Source organism: Pseudoalteromonas sp. CO348, from assembly GCF_004208845.1.
GTDB lineage: Bacteria > Pseudomonadota > Gammaproteobacteria > Enterobacterales > Alteromonadaceae > Pseudoalteromonas > Pseudoalteromonas maricaloris.
This window is the reverse complement of record NZ_SGPI01000021.1, coordinates 207,377-223,285: the sequence shown is the minus strand read 5'-3', so window position 1 is coordinate 223,285 and position 15,909 is coordinate 207,377. Positions and strand designations below refer to the sequence as shown.

The following is a 15,909-nucleotide window of genomic DNA, read 5'->3' as shown; positions in this document are numbered from 1 at the left end:
CATCATGGCACTTTATGTAAATACTAACGTAAGTTCATTGAACGCACAAAGACAATTAATGCAATCTGGTAACGCACTAGATACATCATTTAAGCGTCTATCTTCAGGCTTTCGTATCAACAGCGCTGCTGATGATGCTGCAGGCCTACAAATTTCTGACCGTTTGACTTCACAAATCAATGGTCTTAATCAAGGTAACCGTAACGCGAACGACGGTATCTCTCTTGCTCAAACTGCAGAAGGGGCAATGGACGAAGTAACTTCAATGTTCCAACGTATGCGTACCCTAGCTCAACAAGCTTCAAACGGTTCGAATACTGATGAAGACAGATTGGCGATTCAAGAAGAAATCCGTTCTTTAGCATCAGAAGTTAACCGTGTAGCAAAAGATACAACTTTTGGTGGACAAAATTTACTAGATGGCTCATACGAGGCTAACTTCCAAGTCGGTGCTGATGCAGTACAGACAATTGGCTTCAGCATGAAAAACGTTGGTTCGTCTGCGAATGGTTCCAACTCTTTGACAGCAAATGGCGGCTTCACAATGTCTGGTATCGCGGGGATCGCTTCCGCGGTAACTGGCAAAACAATGTCGACCCTTGCTGCTGGTATCAGTAATGTTGGTACAGGTGTTACAGAAGCGACAGCTGGTTTCACCAACATGGCAGCTACAATCATTAGTGTATCGTCACAGGAAAATGCACAACAAGTGTTAGCTGCGATGGATTCAATGATTGCAGTAGTTGATAAGAAACGAGCTGAGCTTGGTGCGGTACAAAACCGATTCCAATCAACTATTCGTAACCAATCGAATATTCAGGAAAACTTATCAGCTGCAAAATCTCGAGTGAAAGATACTGACTTTGCTCAAGAAACAGCTAGCTTGACTAAAATGCAGATTCTACAGCAGGCAAGCCAAACAATTCTAAGCCAGGCTAACCAACGTCCTCAAGCTGCACTAAGTCTACTAGGATAATTTAACTAGGATGGTAAAAGGTGCCTAAGCCAGATGGGGTATTTGCTTAGGCACCGAATTGGATGATAAAGCGGAGGAGCTAAAAAATCCAATAGCGTTCATTAAAACAATGAACACGTTAATTAAAGCACATACCATGCCAAGTTTGTGTTAAAAAAATGACACTCACTCTCAAACTTACTAAAGAGGGGCTAGCCAGCCCCTCTTTTACTTCATATAACTTCCTTTATACCAACTATATATAGAGCGTAAAATCTGTTTGTTTGCCGCTAAATCAATGTATGAGGTTTGGATAAGGCATTAGATGTTCGATGCACAGATTATTTAACCAGCGACTTCAATGCCTAGGCTATTTTGTCTAAGATTTATTGGTGAGCATCGCTCACACGGTATATGAGTACCGCTCAAATAAGCACAGTAAATTGACGCTAAGATAATATCTATATCCAAATTTCAAAATAGAAATCTATAAATTTCATATTTATCATGGTTTTAAATTAAATTTTTAGCTATGTCTATAACCTTGTGTCTTTTTGGCCTGTAACTTGCTTTAAACCCAGTAGAGTTAATTTTGGCGTCAAAGTGGCAATTGGTTGCCTTAGTAAAAAGAAAACCTGAAACATGCATGCCGCTTTGTCATTTAACTATCTATCAATTAGATATTGATTTGGCAAAAAGAGAGTGAGTTATGGCTTTATATGTAAATACCAATGTCAGTGCAATTAATGCACAAAGACAATTGACTAATTCAGGTAATGAACTAGATACTTCTTTCAAGCGTCTATCATCTGGTTTGCGGATAAACAGTGCTGCTGATGATGCTGCAGGTTTACAGATCTCCGACCGATTAAATTCACAGATCATGGGACTTGAACAAGGCAACCGTAATGCGAATGACGGTATTTCTCTTGCTCAAACAGCTGAAGGTGCAATGGACGAAATCACCTCTATGTTCCAGCGAATTAGGACGCTTGCACAACAGGCTGCAAACGGCTCTAATACTGATGAAGACCGTTTAGCGATCCAAGAAGAGATTCGTCAGCTATCAGCTGAAGTAAATCGAGTCGCAAGTGATACAACATTTGGTGGTCAAAATCTACTTGATGGAACCTACTCTGCAAACTTCCAAGTAGGTGCAGATGCCGTTCAAACAATTGGCTTTAGCATGAAGGAAGTTGGCTCTTCTGCTAACGGTAGCAACTCAATGACCACCAATGGTGGCTTCACTATGTCTGGAATAGCGGGGATTGCGTCTGCGGTTTCAGGTAAAGGGATGTCAGTGTTGGCTGCTGGTATTAGTAATGTTGGCACCGGAGTAACAGAAGCGACTGCCGGTTTTACGAACATGGCTGCAACTTTGATCAGTGTTTCTTCGCAAGAAAATGCACAACAAGTTCTCGCAGCGATGGATGCAATGATAGCAGTGGTGGATAAAAAACGTGCAGAGCTGGGTGCTGTTCAAAACCGCTTTCAGTCGACCATTCGAAATCAGTCGAACGTATCTGAAAATCTAAACTCAGCGAAATCGCGAGTAAAAGACGCGGACTTTGCTTTAGAAACTGCAAAGTTAACGAAGAATCAGATTTTACAACAAGCTAGCCAAACTATATTAGGTCAAGCAAATCAACGACCTCAAGCAGCTTTAAGTCTACTACAAGGCTAATGAGTTAAATTTTTTAAAAAAAAAGCTAAAGCTTCCTCTTTTATAGTCGATAGAAGAGTTAGAGAACTATCAATCTAGTACTCTAACCTCTTCAATACTGCAGGGTAGGGGTATCCCGCAGCATTGAAATATGTATTATAAAGCGGAGGCTATTATGGCTATTTACGTTAATACCAATGTCAGTTCATTGAATGCACAAAGACAATTGATGAACTCAGGTAGTGCGCTTGATACTTCTTTTAAAAGATTGTCATCAGGCTTTAGAATAAACAGTGCAAAAGATGATGCTGCAGGTATGCAGATCTCGAACCGTCTAACAGGACAAATTAACGGATTAAACCAAGGTATTCGAAATGCGAATGATGGTATTTCTCTTGCGCAAACCGCAGAGGGTGCTTTGGATGAGACGACACAAATGTTTCAGCGTATTCGTACGCTAGCGCAACAAGCATCAAATGGTTCGAATACAGACGAAGACCGATTAGCACTGCAAGAAGAAATTCGCTCATTGGCGTCGGAAGTTAACCGTGTTGCTAAAGACACAACTTTTGGTGGTCAAAATCTACTAGATGGCACCTATGATTCAAATTTCCAAGTTGGCTCTGATGCCGTTCAGACTATAAGCTTTAGTATGAAAGACGTTGGTTCGTCTTCAAACGGCTCTAACTCTTTGACAGCAAATGGTGGCTTCACAATGTCTGGTATCGCCGGCATTGCGTCAGCAGTATCAGGAAAAACAATGTCAACATTAGCTGCTGGTATCAGTAATGTTGGTACTGGAGTTACAGAGGCTACCGCTGGTTTCACCAACATGGCTGCCACCGTAATTAGTGTATCTTCGCAAGAAAATGCACAGCAAGTACTGGCTGCAATGGATACCATGATTGCGGTAGTTGATAAGAAACGTGCTGAGCTTGGTGCGGTACAAAACCGATTCCAGTCAACTATTCGTAACCAGTCAAATATCCAAGAAAACTTATCAGCAGCTCAATCTCGAGTTAGAGATACCGATTTTGCTCAAGAAACAGCCAACCTGACTAAGATGCAGATTTTACAACAAGCGAGTAGCTCTATTTTGAGCCAAGCTAATCAGCGTCCACAGGTAGCACTATCGTTACTTGGGTAATATTCTGAGAAAAGCGTCAAGTTTGGGAATGTTCGCGAACTTGGCGTATACTCTTTATAGGCTTTACAGGAGGTCTAGATGAGTGATGTTCAAATTTCTCAAGGGCTAAACTATTCGGTTGATAGCCAACTGATTAAGCAACCAAGACAAGAATTAAACAATGAACGCGGTAATACTCCAGATGGAGTAAAGCCTGAAGATTCACCTGAGCATAATGGCAAAGGTGCTAGCAGTAATGAACAGTTAATATCAGAAGTTAAAGACAATTTAGCTAGACTAAACGATGTTATCCCCGTTACGGCTACGAACTTACAGTTTCAACTTGATGAAGAGGGTGATCCTCCAGTTGTTCTTGTTTTAGATAAGTCTAGCAATGAAGTAATTAGGGAAATTCCTTCAAAAGAGTTTAGGGAAGTAGCTAAGGCTTTGGAAGAGTTTGCCGATAAACTTACAAAGCGTGGCGTGTTATTTGATAGAACCGCCTGATATAGATTTGGAGGTAGATTATGCCACTTATTACATCTGCGGGTGTTGGCTCAGGGCTTGATTTAGAGTCAATTATAAAAGCTTCTGTGGATGCGGAAAACGTACCCAAGATGCAAAGGTTTGCTGCAAAGCAAGAATCACTGAAAGTTGAGTTGTCTTCTGTCGGTGAGGTTAAATCTGCCATTTCAAAACTTAAAGACACAATTGAAAAACTAGCGGACATCGATAACTTTGGCAAGCGAATCGCGAATATTCGTCAACCAGATGGTGCTGAAATAATCAGCGTAACACCAACGTCAGATATTTCTACGGGTAATTTCAAGATTGCTGTAGAACAATTGGCGCAAGGAAGCCGAGCCGTTTCTGCGGACGGTGCTTTTGCTTCAGCCGACGCAGTTGTTAGTGCAAGTGGTGGTACTTTGTCTTTTTCAGCAGGTGCGGATAAATCATTTGATTTAGAAGTAACTGCTGGAATGACTCTGGCTGAGTTAAGAGATGCTATTAATGCATCAGATACCAACTTCGGTATCACTGCCAATATTATTAACACAGGTGATCCCGATGTAGGCTCCAAACTTGTTTTTACGTCAAATGTCAGTGGCGATGGAAACGACCTAGTGATTACAAGTGATACTACTGAGCTTGATGCTATTGAGACATATGACGCGACAACAAACCCGTCTGGTGGCATGGTAATTGCGGATGCAGACAAAGCGCAAGATGCAATTATAACGGTAGATGGCCTTACAGTTAACAGCGATACAAACACATTTAAAGATGCTGTTCAAGATATGACGATAAGAGCACTCGAAGTTAGCCCTGAGGACACATCTGGTACAAAATTAACAGCTAAATTGGACGTAGATTATGACAGAGAGTCTGTCACTAAGCTCGTCGATGAGTTGATTACAAATTACAATAATCTCGTTGGAATGATTGGCCTGCAAACTCGAGTCGGAAAGCCTCTAAATGGTGATGCTTCGATGAGAGCATTGAGTGATCAGTTGGTTTCTACTCTGGGTTCTACGTTGACTGATGCTGGACCATTTGAGTCAGTGTTTGACATGGGCCTTGGTGTTAATAAAGAAGGTTATTTAGAAAAGTCATCACTAGTTCGCAGCTTAAACGAAGCAATGGATGATAATTACGATGATATTGGTACAGCATTTGCAGGGGAAAATGGTGTAGCCAAAAAATTAGAAGAATTGCTCGGAAACTACGTCGATTCAGATGGACTTATGAAACAACGTGAGACTAGTTTGAATGCTCAACTTGACGATTTAGAGGACGATGTCATAAATCACCAGGAGCGTATGAAGTCATTTGAAGCTAGCTTACGTCAAAAATATGCAGGGCTTGATGTACTTATCGCGCAAATGCAGCAAACTCAATCTTATTTGGGAGCTCAACTTTCTAATCTTCCAGGCTTTACCAAATCCAAGTAATAGAGAGGATTGAACATGTATAATGCAAAAGTTAAGAATTACCAGAGAGAAGCGCTTAAAACTCGAGTGGCAGGTGCGGATCGTTATGAAATTATCCAGATGTTGATGGCAGGCGCTATTGAAAAAATGGTACTGGCAAAGGTAGCTATTGATAAAAGAAATCTTGAAGCCAAATCCGAACATATTTCAAGAGCATCAGCAATTATTGAAGCGTTACGTGAATGCTTGGACTTTGATGTTGGTGGTGAAGTAACAGAAAACTTATATGCCCTGTACAGTTATATGATGGATAGGCTACTGGATGCATCAGTACAAAATGATTCAGCCATCGTAGATGAAGTGTCTAACCTGTTGAAAGAAATTAAATCAGCTTGGGATGCGATCCCTGTAGATGTCCGCATTAAAACACTGAATAATGCTTCTCAAGACGCTAGTCATGGATAGCCAGCATAGAGACGAACTTGGGGAATTGTTGTGTTTGATTTTCGAACACCTTCAAAGAGGTGAGATGGAACTCGCTGAAACAGAAACAAAGAAATTTTGTTTATATATTCAAAAGCGTTCAGACTTGATAGAAGATGTTGAAGAAAAAAGGGTCTACTTAGAAGAGTCAATCGCAATGTTGAATGAAGTGATTGAACGTATGAATCAAGAAAAAAGAAGTACCCGAGAGCAGTTGCTGAAGATTCAGCGAAAACAATCCTCAATCAAGAAATATAACGAGTTCAAATAATATCATGGATCCAATTAAGTCCCAGTTAGAAACTCTTGAAGTAAAATTAAAGGCCGTGGAAGAACAGGCGCTTAGAGAAGAGTTGTTTATAGAAGCTGCCAATTTAAAATTTGAAAGAAACCTCAAAGCCTTCAAATCACATTTTCCAGAAATTTACGAAAAATACTTAACCTACGAGCCAAACTCGCTGTTTAACTTATTTGTTAATCCTAACGGCAGCGCCAATATTATTGATTATAAAACTGGTGTACCGATGTATAGCGAAGACCCAGTTTCACAAATACAAAAGCAGACACAGAAAAATATCGAAAATCCAATTCTTGGACGTTTAGACCACTCCGGTGTTGCATTTGTTGAAAATGGTGACATCGAGTTTCTTCATGTTGAATTGATGCGAAACTTAGGGGAAATCTTTGTTGAGACGAAATCGAACTTAGCGCCATTTAAGAAGTTAGGTAGTGCAGTTCCAAACAAGATGATTTTCGGTATTGGGCTTGGCTATCACCTTGAAGACGTTATCGATGCTTGTAAAGCTGGTTACGTAAATATTTTTGAACCGAATGAAGACTACTTTTTTGCTAGTTTGTTTGTTTCCGATTGGGTTTCTATACTTGAAAAAATTGAGGCTCAAGGTGCTTACCTTTATCTAGGTGTAGGGGTCACAGAACATGAAATTTACGAAAAGGTTTATTCACGCTCAAGAGAAATAAGTGTAGCCAGTGTCTGCCACTCTTGGTTTTATCAGCATTACCCATCAGTTGAAGTAAATAAATGGATCGCGGAATTTAAAAAGAATTACCACCAGTTTTTCGCGGGATTTGGCTTCTTCGATGATGCTATGATCGGGATAGCTAACTCATTGGGGAATGTTAAAAACAACTGCAACTTCATGTTTTCTGCCAATGAACAGCAAGATAAAGCGCTATTGCATGATATACCAGCCGTAGTGGTTGCAAACGGTCCTTCATTAGACGCCAATATTGAACCGCTAAAACGGATCCAAGATAAAGTCATTATATTCGCGTGTAACTCAGCGACTACAGCATTAATAAAGCATGGGATTATTCCCGATTTTCACGTTGCACTGGAACGAACTAAATCAACCTATTATTTCCTCAAGCAGCATATACCCGAATCGATGCGCAAAGACTTAAATTTGCTTGTTACTAATGTGATGCATCCAGATGTGGCTGGTCTATTTGGATGGGCGGGAATGGCGCTTAAACCTGGTGAGTCAGGTACACAAATGTTGCAACTATCTCATTACAGGAATGAGAATAAAGTGCTTCGAAGCCTTTCATTTTCAAATCCTCTCGTGGGCAATACTGCGCTGAGTTATGCATGTCATCTTGGATTTAAAGACATCTATCTGTTTGGTGTGGATAATGGCTACATAGACCCTGAACATCATCATAGTAAGGCAAGCTTTTATTACAGTGAAGAAGGTGAGACTGTCATTGAACCAACCAAAATAGGGGGGCAAGTCAGGATCCCAGGAAACTTTTGTGAAACGGTACTTTCTGATGAGTTTATGTATGTTGGCAACTGTCAAATGGAAAGGATTCTAGAATCATTTCTTAAAGAAAATGTAAACTGTTACAACTGTAGTAATGGTGCAAAGATTAAGCACTCTATACCACTGGAGAGTAAAGACATTTTGTTGCCTGAAAGGGGAGTTGATAAACACCAAGTTGTGGAGCATATCAAAACTAACCTTTTTGCAGCTAAAGCTGACATTGAATCTATGGAAAAGCTACTTTGTGAAGAAGAGTTTGAGCAGCTGTGCGGCACAATGGTGGAGCTTTTGGAAGAAGAGTTTGATTGTCGAGAATCTGCGCAAGAAGTTTTACTGAAAAGTCTCAGGTATTTGTACTCATTTAGAAATTCTGCAGATCATTTAGGCTTGTATCAGTTACTAGAAGGTGAAGCTCTTTATACGTCATCAATATTAATTTCAATTCTTCATAACTTTGGTGATGATTACGAAGTGGTTCCGTATTTTAGAAAAGCGTTAAAGGCTTGGGTTGATTTTCTTAAGCAATGTCCTGAATACTACCGCCAAAGAAATAGACTTTGTCAGTAAAAGTCGATATGTAAAAGGGTGACAAGATTTTGTCGCGGCTCCGAAGTTAATGAGTAGACACTTCGGAGCCAGCTTAAACCAGAAATAATAAACGTTTTGCATGGCTTGTTACTCTCTACGTTTCCCCCCATTTTCTTTTAAAATTAGCTGTTTATTTAAAATTCCCTTACACTTTACTGAAATCTGATTCTTGAGTGAAAAATATCAGTAAAACTACCCTTGATTTCCCTGAAGGAGTTGTTTACTGAAGATTAAAAGTGACTCAAGCCAAATTTAAAGGTTAGTTACCACCTAATTGGTACTAACTTTGCTTCATCAGTGAAGTTGAAAATGTTAGTTGAGAAATCATGACGAATAAAAATACTGAAATGCAAGCAAAAGCGAAGCAACTGATCCCTGGTCTTTCACAATTATTGTCAAAGCGACCCGACATGTTTAATCAAAGTGTGTGGCCAGGTTACTTCAGCAAAGCGAAAGGTTGTTATGTTTGGGACCTCAATGAGCAACGATATCTTGATATGTCGATATCTGGCATAGGGGCAAACATTCTAGGGTATGCTGAGCCTGCCGTCGATCAGGCTGTAATTGAAACAATCAATAATGGGGTTAGTTCTAGTTTAAACTGTCCAGAAGAGGTCATGTTGGCAGAGAAATTAGTAGAGCTGCATCCATGGTCAGATCAAGTCCGATTCGCAAGGTGCGGTGGAGAGGCAATGACAATTGCTGTAAGAATTGCTCGCGCCGCGACGGGAAAAGATAAAATTGCATTTTGTGGTTACCATGGCTGGCATGACTGGTACTTGGCGGCAAATGTGTCCTCGAAAGAAAACCTAGATGAGCATTTAATTGCGGGTTTATCTCCAGCGGGTGTTCCAAAAGCGTTGGCCGGCACTGCAATACCATTTTCATATAATGACATTGACTCTCTAAAAGAGGTCGTCGAGCAACATGGCCCTGAGCTGGGCGCTATTGTTATGGAGCCAATGCGTAATATTGCACCTAATTCAGAGTATTGGAGTTTCGTTGGAAAAATAGCCAAATCACTGGGTATCCCATTAATAATTGATGAAATATCGATGGGTTTCAGAATTAATTGTGGAGGATCGCATTTACTGCTTGGTATAGAACCTGATATTGCCGTGTTTTCTAAAGCACTAGCGAATGGTTATGCGATGGCCGCAATAATCGGAAAAGAGGAGTGGATGGATGCTGCACAATCAAGTTTCATTTCCAGTACGATGTGGACGGAGCGAGTGGGTCCAACCGCAGCACTAGCAACTATACGTTATTATGAAGCAAATAACGTGCATGATCATCTTCAAAAAATTGGTGCACTGGTTAAAGCCGGTTGGCAGTCTCTTGCTGAAAAACATGGCTTGAGCATTCATATTTCTGGTATTGATGCCCTGTGTCATTTTTCTTTCGAGCATGATAACCCACTGCAGTTGAAGGCGTATTTTATAGAGCAGATGATAAACCAAGGAGTGTTAGCTACAAATATGTTCTATGCAATGTATGCACATAAAGAAGAACACGTAGATGAATATCTATCTGCAGTAGACAATGCATTTAAAGCAGTAAAAGTCGCTCTGCATGATCCTGAAGTGCTGAAGGAGGTTACTCCGACAACTGCTGGTTTTAAAAGGTTAAATTAATATTAACAACTTTTTGAAGACTGATATTTGATATTAGACGGGAAAGCACAAAATGATGATTGTTTCCGAGCGTTTCAAAATGAGAGGGTTAACTCCGTCCGACGCAACCGCTGATTATCTTTCATGGTTAAATAGTGACGTCAGTCAGTTTATTTTAAACCGACAACAAACGACCGACGATTTAGTGACATATATCAATACACAAAATAATACGCCAGATACTTATTTGTATGGAATTTTTACAAAGGAAGCTGAGCAGCATATTGGCAACGTGAAGTTTATTCTTTCAGAATATTCTGGTGGGACCTCGGCTGAAATGGGGATCTTGATTGGCGATAAAAATTGGCATGGCAAGGGAGTTGCGAAAGAGGCAATTTTTGCTTTTATCACAATAGCAAAAGACAAATACAACCTTAAGAGAGTGTTTTTGGGCGTTGATAAGTCTAATGTCCCAGCTGTGAAAGCGTACATTAAAATGGGTTTCAAGACTTTGGAACCTGATCAGCTCGATGATGAAAGTCTCTCTGGGGTTAAAATGGAATTGTTATTAAATTAGTTATTGGTTTGGCCGATAACAAAGCATTGAAGTATTTTAGTTATTAGTATGAATCAAAGTGACTCTATTTATGAAAGCTTAAAAAATAAGGACTTTCATATTATTATTCAGGCGCGGATGACATCAACTCGCTTGCCGAAAAAAGTGATGTTGCCTTTGTGTGGACGTCCAGTGCTTCAGGTTATGATTGAGCGTTTATCCCCTTTCAAAGACAAAATTATTGTAGCAACAACCAATGATGGCTCCCAAACCCCAATTACCGAACTGTGCAAGTCTTTGGGGGTAAGGTTTGTTGAGGGGGATACTCACGATGTGCTCAGCAGGTATTACTTAGCAGCAGAGTTAGTAAACGCGAAACCAGATACAGTACTTGTTCGCTGTACTAGTGATTGCCCTTTGATTGATGCCTATGAAACCGCTAAGGTCGTTTCTCATTTCTTTAATATCCGCAACAATTTTGATTATGTATGCGCGGGTCCTCATTGTGGATTTCCAAATGGCCTTGACACCGAGGTATTTACATTCGCAGCGCTAGCACAAGCACATGCCAGTGCTAGCCAAGATTTTGAGAGAGAGCACCTGACACAGTATATAGTGAAAAACTTGAAGGTCGCTGATTATAGTTATCATGAGGATTTATCTGGTTGGCGTTTGACTTTAGACGAACCAGATGACTATCTAGCAATACAGAAAGTTTTTCAGCTCTTCGATAATAAGACTGAATTTAGTTTTCCTGAACTGAAGAGAAAATTAAAAGCACACCCAGAAGTACTCGACATAAATAAACATGTTGAGCAAGTAAAAGTTGGATAAATATGTTTAAACAAGAGCTTAAAATAGATGGGCGTCTAGTCGGACATCAACACCCAAATTATATTATTGCTGAGATGTCAGCAAACCATGGACAAAGCTTAAGTCGAGCCAAAGAGTTGGTTTATGCGGCAAAGGAAGCGGGTGCCGATGCAATTAAATTACAAACATATAGTGCCGACACGCTTACAATTAAGTGTGACTTACCACATTTTTTTATTAAAGATGGGCCGTGGAAGGGGCAGTATTTATACGATCTTTATCAACATGCGTACATGCCCTGGGAGTTTCATGCTGAACTTTTTGAATTAGCTAAAAAAATAGGGATTACTTGCTTTTCTTCACCATTCGATAAATCAGCTGTTGATTTATTAGAACAACTTGATGCGCCGGCATATAAAATTGCGTCTCCAGAGCTGATTGATCATCAACTTATTCGTGATGTTGCCGCAACCGGCAAGCCTGTGATTATGTCTACTGGCGGTGCGACGCTGCCTGAAATTGCAGACGCAGTAAAAGTAGCAAAAGATGCCGGTGTCACTGAATTATGCCTGTTAAAGTGTACCAGTACTTATCCGGCACCTGCTGATAGTATTAATCTAAGAACAATACCGCATATGCGAGAAGCTTTTTCGGTTCCTGTTGGTTTGTCAGATCATACACTAGGGAACGATGTGCCTTTAGCGTCGGTTGCTGTGGGTGGATGTGTTATCGAAAAGCACTTTGTAATGGATAAAAATGATCAAACTGCAGATAGCTTTTTCTCAATGACACCAGAAGAATTACAAAACCTTGTACATGGAATAAGACAGATTGAGAAAGCAATGGGGCGAGTACATTACCCAGATACTCCTTGTCAAAAACGCCGTTGTGTTTACCTTATTAAGGACGTTGAATCGGGTGAAACGCTGTCTAATATGCATTTGCGACAAATGCGCCCTGGTGGAGGCGAAATTCAACCAAAGCACTTGCCATCGCTTATCGGGCGACGAGTAAATAAGTCTTTACCTGCAGGTACTCAGCTTAAATGGGAGGATTTTTGTTAATGCCTAGCGAAACTCAGCTACTTGAATTTTTTCAGACCTTTCTATTAGCTCGTGGTGTAGCCGTTAAGAGTGAACAGCTACAAAGTTTTAATTTTATGGAGTCCGGGTTATTAGACTCATTTGAAATGTTATCAATGGTAATGCAGATCGAAACCGATTTTGGGGTTCGCCTAACACCTGAGCAAATGTTGAGACCAGACTCAGCGACAGTGGGTGGCCTCATTGATGTAATCTTGAGGTCTTGATGTTTGTTTTTCGTGTTAACAGCACTCAAGGAATTGGCCACCTAAAACGATGCTTGAATTTGGCTAAGGAGCTTAGTGTTCGGGGTTGTGGTAGTCATTTCATTTTAGATGAAAATGACTGTCTGAGTGACTATATCAGTGGTATTAACTACAGCGTCACCTTAATTGCTCATGGGACGAGTGAATATGATGATGCCCAACAAACTTTATCTATCGCTTACCAAGTAGGTGCTGAAGCTATCGTTGTTGACTCTTATCTATTAGGTAGAGAGTGGGAAAGCCAAATTCAAGATCAATTTAAACTTGTTGTAATAGATGATTTGGGTCGTGAACATTTAGCCAATACATTAATAGATATTAGATGGCGAGGAGATCAAACCGAAGCTTATTATCATCATTTGGTATCTCATGACTGTGAAACGCTTTTGGGACCTAAATATGCTTTACTTGAAAGTGTATATCACGACAGTTCGCGCGCAGATATAGAACGTTCTCATCTGCTATTTTCTCTCGGTGGTGGCGGGGATTGGGAGTTATTGACTCCTATAATTGAATTAGTGTGTCAGCTTAGGCCATGTCAGCCGATAGAAATTGTCCTAGGACCATCTGCAACAAATTATGACTCGATAATATCATTGCAGCATATTTATCCACAAGTTGAGATAAACAGAAGTCCAGAGAGTTTGTACCCAAGCTTTATTAGAGCACAGTTATTTGTTGGTGCGTTGGGTACTTCGTTGTATGAACTTGCTGCAACAAAAACACCTGCACTAACATTTAGTATGGCTAAAAATCAAGAGCATAATCAGAGCTGGTTGGATGATTTAGGGCACTGTTTACATCTGCCTGAGTTTTTATCTAGTGATCCGTTGGAAGTCGTTGAATTAATTAATATATTACTTGATAATTCAGACAAGCTAGCTGAGTACAGAAACCACAGTAAAGTTTGCGTCGATGGCAGGGGAGCTGCTAGAGTTTCAAGTTATTTATTATCACAACAGACACAGTCTGAAGCGGAAATACAGTCACTTTGTATACGTGAATATCTACCTATAGCAGCAGATTTAACCGTTAGGATGGTAGACTTTTTTGATATTAATCGCTATTTACACGCCCGCAATAGTCAACATAATAACGTCAGAATGACTATCACGGAAGCTATCCCGACACTTGGTCACTACAAGTGGTGGCATCAAAATCAGCGTGAAAACTTTGTCGTTGAATTAGATGGTAATCCTCTCATCTATATTTGGCACCAATCACTAGAGCAAAACGGACAAACATACTTATATGGCGGCTGGTTTTCAGCCCTTGAGCAGGTTAATTTTGCGTATGTCCAGTTGGCATTAAACTGGCAGCTAAAACTCTGTGAGGAAGAATATCCTGATGGTATTTGGCTTGCAGTAATCCATAAAGACAATAAGTTTGTTAATTTGCTGAATCAGCATAATGGTTTCAAAGCTATTGAGGTCGATAGTCCTCATTTTCAGGTTACACAATCAATTTTCCCATCAGCTGATCCTAAAAAGTTTAATTATGTAATGTTAACGAGAGAGAACGAGCATGGTTAATATATACCACCTTTTTCATCGAAATGTGGAAAAGTCGCCAGATAAGGTAGCAGTAGTATTTTCAGGAACGGAAGTTACCTACCGCTCGTTGTTTAATTACGTCCTAATTTTAAGTCGTTTTTTTAAGGAGCAGGGTCTAACACCGGGGCAGCGAATTGCATTGTTTGCACCCAATGGCATTGAATACCCTGTTGTATTGCTAGCTGCTGCGAAATTGGGTTTAGCTGTGGTACCGTTGCCAATAACCCTAAAGGGAGCTGCGTTAGAAATAGCGCTGAAGAAGACTCCTGTAAGTATGGCCATTTGTTGGCCCACTGTTAGTCGTACTTTACTGGAAAGTGCGGTTGTGAGAGAAGATGAGGTAATAACTATAGGTGAAAGCGTTCTCGGTGAACGTTGTTGGGAAGATATTTTCACCGATGTAGAACATGACGAAGAATACTCGGATGCAGCGCCTGAGTTGGACTTTATTTTGACTATGACGTCAGGCTCAACAGGTTCACCAAAACCAATCGTGTTAAGTCAAAAGTGTAAGATTGAACGCGCGTTTTCAGCAACGATAAATTACTATCAATTAACGTCAGATGATGTCATTTTGGTCGCAACACCGCTTTATCATTCCCTTGCCCAACGGGGGGTATTAATGCCGTTAATGCTCGGCGCTACAACTGTGATTTTACCTAAGTTTCAGTTACAAAGCTGGCTAGGTGCTATCGAACAGTATCAAGTCAGTTTCTTGTTTGCGGTGTCTTCACAGCTAGAGGGGTTAGTTGCCCAAGGTGTCGAAAACAAAGACATTTCCTCCGTCCGAATACTTGTGTCTTCATCAGCTGTTTTAAATACAGTGACGAAAGGGAAGTTATTAAAGTTACTTAGCTGCGAGTTTCATGAATGCTATGGTGCATCTGAAGTGGGGGTAGTAACGGACTTTTGTATCGATGATGAAGGTGGAAATCAGGGCAGTGTAGGTAAACCTCTCCCATTTGTTGATGTAAAGATCTGTGACGGCCACAGAAAACTTGTTGAAATCGGAGTTGTCGGAGAAATTGCCTGTAAAACTACAACTCAATTTTCAGGTTATTTGAAACAGTTAGAGGCAACAAAAGCTGCATATGATGATACAGGTTATTTTTACACAGGCGATTTGGGCTACCTGAGTAAGGACGGTTTTCTATTTTATGTGGGTCGCAAAAAAGAGGTAATATCAAGTGGTGGCATCAATATTTACCCACAAGATATTGAAGAGGTAATAAAACGTCACCCCTTAGTTACTGATTGCGTTGCTTTTGGCGTTGCCGATCCTACTTTAGGAGAAGTCATTAAAGTAGTCTACGAGCAGGCGAAAGTACAACAAGAAGAAAGCCTTGAGCAAGCGTTACGTAAATTATGCTTCGCTGAATTGACCGATTATCAACAGCCTCGGATTATTGAAAAGTGTGACAATTTAGCCCGAAATGCGATGGGAAAAGTACTCCGGCAGCAAGTCAAAGAGACATACAGCTAGTCAGGTAGAT

At 40.4% G+C, this 15,909-nt stretch carries 15 protein-coding genes; all 15 read left to right on the top strand.

The window, feature by feature from the left end:
- The first annotated feature begins 4 nt into the window (after positions 1–4).
- The 15 genes from EXT48_RS11215 to EXT48_RS11145 all read left to right on the top strand — a co-directional run bounded on the left by EXT48_RS11215 (position 5) and on the right by EXT48_RS11145 (position 15,899).
- Complete coding sequence (locus EXT48_RS11215) at positions 5–976, top strand: flagellin (RefSeq protein ID WP_039492570.1); 972 nt, start codon at positions 5–7, stop codon at positions 974–976.
- A 688-nt stretch (positions 977–1,664) separates the two neighbouring features.
- Complete coding sequence (locus EXT48_RS11210; RefSeq protein ID WP_130164499.1) at positions 1,665–2,639, top strand: flagellin; 975 nt, start codon at positions 1,665–1,667, stop codon at positions 2,637–2,639.
- 154 nt (positions 2,640–2,793) lie between these two features.
- Positions 2,794–3,765 carry a flagellin gene (locus tag EXT48_RS11205; protein WP_039492670.1) on the top strand — a complete coding sequence of 324 codons (972 nt, stop codon included), beginning with the start codon at positions 2,794–2,796 and terminating at the stop codon, positions 3,763–3,765.
- Between the two features lie 78 nt (positions 3,766–3,843).
- Positions 3,844–4,251: a flagellar protein FlaG gene (locus EXT48_RS11200; RefSeq protein ID WP_039492567.1), complete on the top strand. Its 408-nt coding sequence runs from the start codon at positions 3,844–3,846 to the stop codon at positions 4,249–4,251.
- A 20-nt stretch (positions 4,252–4,271) separates the two neighbouring features.
- Positions 4,272–5,696, top strand: a complete 1,425-nt coding sequence (gene fliD, locus EXT48_RS11195; RefSeq protein WP_130164498.1) for a flagellar filament capping protein FliD — start codon at positions 4,272–4,274, stop codon at positions 5,694–5,696.
- Positions 5,697–5,711: 15 nt separating this feature from the next.
- Positions 5,712–6,140: a flagellar export chaperone FliS gene (gene fliS / locus EXT48_RS11190; RefSeq protein WP_039492563.1), complete on the top strand. Its 429-nt coding sequence runs from the start codon at positions 5,712–5,714 to the stop codon at positions 6,138–6,140.
- The gene (locus EXT48_RS11185; RefSeq protein WP_130126599.1) at positions 6,133–6,429 is read left to right on the top strand and encodes a hypothetical protein; all 297 of its coding nucleotides are present in this window, start codon (positions 6,133–6,135) and stop codon (positions 6,427–6,429) included. The genes fliS and EXT48_RS11185 overlap by 8 nt, the downstream gene beginning before the upstream one ends.
- Positions 6,430–6,433: 4 nt before the next feature.
- A complete protein-coding gene (locus EXT48_RS11180) occupies positions 6,434–8,512 on the top strand; it encodes a 6-hydroxymethylpterin diphosphokinase MptE-like protein (RefSeq protein WP_069018745.1) in 2,079 nt (692 codons plus the stop codon).
- Between the two features lie 347 nt (positions 8,513–8,859).
- Positions 8,860–10,167 carry an aminotransferase class III-fold pyridoxal phosphate-dependent enzyme gene (locus EXT48_RS11175; protein ID WP_130164497.1) on the top strand — a complete coding sequence of 436 codons (1,308 nt, stop codon included), beginning with the start codon at positions 8,860–8,862 and terminating at the stop codon, positions 10,165–10,167.
- A gap of 52 nt (positions 10,168–10,219) precedes the next feature.
- The gene (locus tag EXT48_RS11170) at positions 10,220–10,723 is read left to right on the top strand and encodes a GNAT family N-acetyltransferase (RefSeq protein ID WP_083229820.1); all 504 of its coding nucleotides are present in this window, start codon (positions 10,220–10,222) and stop codon (positions 10,721–10,723) included.
- A 48-nt stretch (positions 10,724–10,771) separates the two neighbouring features.
- A complete protein-coding gene (locus tag EXT48_RS11165; RefSeq protein ID WP_082083462.1) occupies positions 10,772–11,536 on the top strand; it encodes an NTP transferase domain-containing protein in 765 nt (254 codons plus the stop codon).
- Between the two features lie 2 nt (positions 11,537–11,538).
- Positions 11,539–12,579, top strand: coding sequence for a pseudaminic acid synthase (gene pseI, locus EXT48_RS11160; RefSeq protein ID WP_130164496.1), 1,041 nt, complete (start codon positions 11,539–11,541; stop codon positions 12,577–12,579).
- Complete coding sequence (locus tag EXT48_RS11155; RefSeq protein ID WP_039492552.1) at positions 12,579–12,824, top strand: phosphopantetheine-binding protein; 246 nt, start codon at positions 12,579–12,581, stop codon at positions 12,822–12,824. The genes pseI and EXT48_RS11155 overlap by 1 nt, the downstream gene beginning before the upstream one ends.
- Positions 12,824–14,395 carry a UDP-2,4-diacetamido-2,4,6-trideoxy-beta-L-altropyranose hydrolase gene (gene pseG, locus EXT48_RS11150; protein WP_130164495.1) on the top strand — a complete coding sequence of 524 codons (1,572 nt, stop codon included), beginning with the start codon at positions 12,824–12,826 and terminating at the stop codon, positions 14,393–14,395. The genes EXT48_RS11155 and pseG overlap by 1 nt, the downstream gene beginning before the upstream one ends.
- Positions 14,388–15,899 (top strand): class I adenylate-forming enzyme family protein, encoded by a 1,512-nt coding sequence (locus EXT48_RS11145; RefSeq protein ID WP_130164494.1) that lies wholly within the window; start codon positions 14,388–14,390, stop codon positions 15,897–15,899. Before pseG ends, EXT48_RS11145 begins: the two co-directional genes overlap by 8 nt.
- Positions 15,900–15,909: the final 10 nt, after the last annotated feature.

Bases quoted from the DNA above. Each gene is read 5' to 3' on its own strand.
- EXT48_RS11215 (WP_039492570.1), top strand. From the start codon at position 5: ATGGCACTTTATGTAAATACTAACGTAAGTTCATTGAACGCACAAAGA.
- pseI (WP_130164496.1), top strand. From the start codon at position 11,539: ATGTTTAAACAAGAGCTTAAAATAGATGGGCGTCTAGTCGGACATCAA.
- fliS (WP_039492563.1), top strand. From the start codon at position 5,712: ATGTATAATGCAAAAGTTAAGAATTACCAGAGAGAAGCGCTTAAAACT.
- EXT48_RS11200 (WP_039492567.1), top strand. From the start codon at position 3,844: ATGAGTGATGTTCAAATTTCTCAAGGGCTAAACTATTCGGTTGATAGC.
- EXT48_RS11175 (WP_130164497.1), top strand. From the start codon at position 8,860: ATGACGAATAAAAATACTGAAATGCAAGCAAAAGCGAAGCAACTGATC.
- EXT48_RS11155 (WP_039492552.1), top strand. From the start codon at position 12,579: ATGCCTAGCGAAACTCAGCTACTTGAATTTTTTCAGACCTTTCTATTA.
- EXT48_RS11170 (WP_083229820.1), top strand. From the start codon at position 10,220: ATGATGATTGTTTCCGAGCGTTTCAAAATGAGAGGGTTAACTCCGTCC.
- EXT48_RS11145 (WP_130164494.1), top strand. From the start codon at position 14,388: ATGGTTAATATATACCACCTTTTTCATCGAAATGTGGAAAAGTCGCCA.
- EXT48_RS11165 (WP_082083462.1), top strand. From the start codon at position 10,772: ATGAATCAAAGTGACTCTATTTATGAAAGCTTAAAAAATAAGGACTTT.
- fliD (WP_130164498.1), top strand. From the start codon at position 4,272: ATGCCACTTATTACATCTGCGGGTGTTGGCTCAGGGCTTGATTTAGAG.
- EXT48_RS11180 (WP_069018745.1), top strand. From the start codon at position 6,434: ATGGATCCAATTAAGTCCCAGTTAGAAACTCTTGAAGTAAAATTAAAG.
- pseG (WP_130164495.1), top strand. From the start codon at position 12,824: ATGTTTGTTTTTCGTGTTAACAGCACTCAAGGAATTGGCCACCTAAAA.
- EXT48_RS11185 (WP_130126599.1), top strand. From the start codon at position 6,133: ATGGATAGCCAGCATAGAGACGAACTTGGGGAATTGTTGTGTTTGATT.
- EXT48_RS11205 (WP_039492670.1), top strand. From the start codon at position 2,794: ATGGCTATTTACGTTAATACCAATGTCAGTTCATTGAATGCACAAAGA.
- EXT48_RS11210 (WP_130164499.1), top strand. From the start codon at position 1,665: ATGGCTTTATATGTAAATACCAATGTCAGTGCAATTAATGCACAAAGA.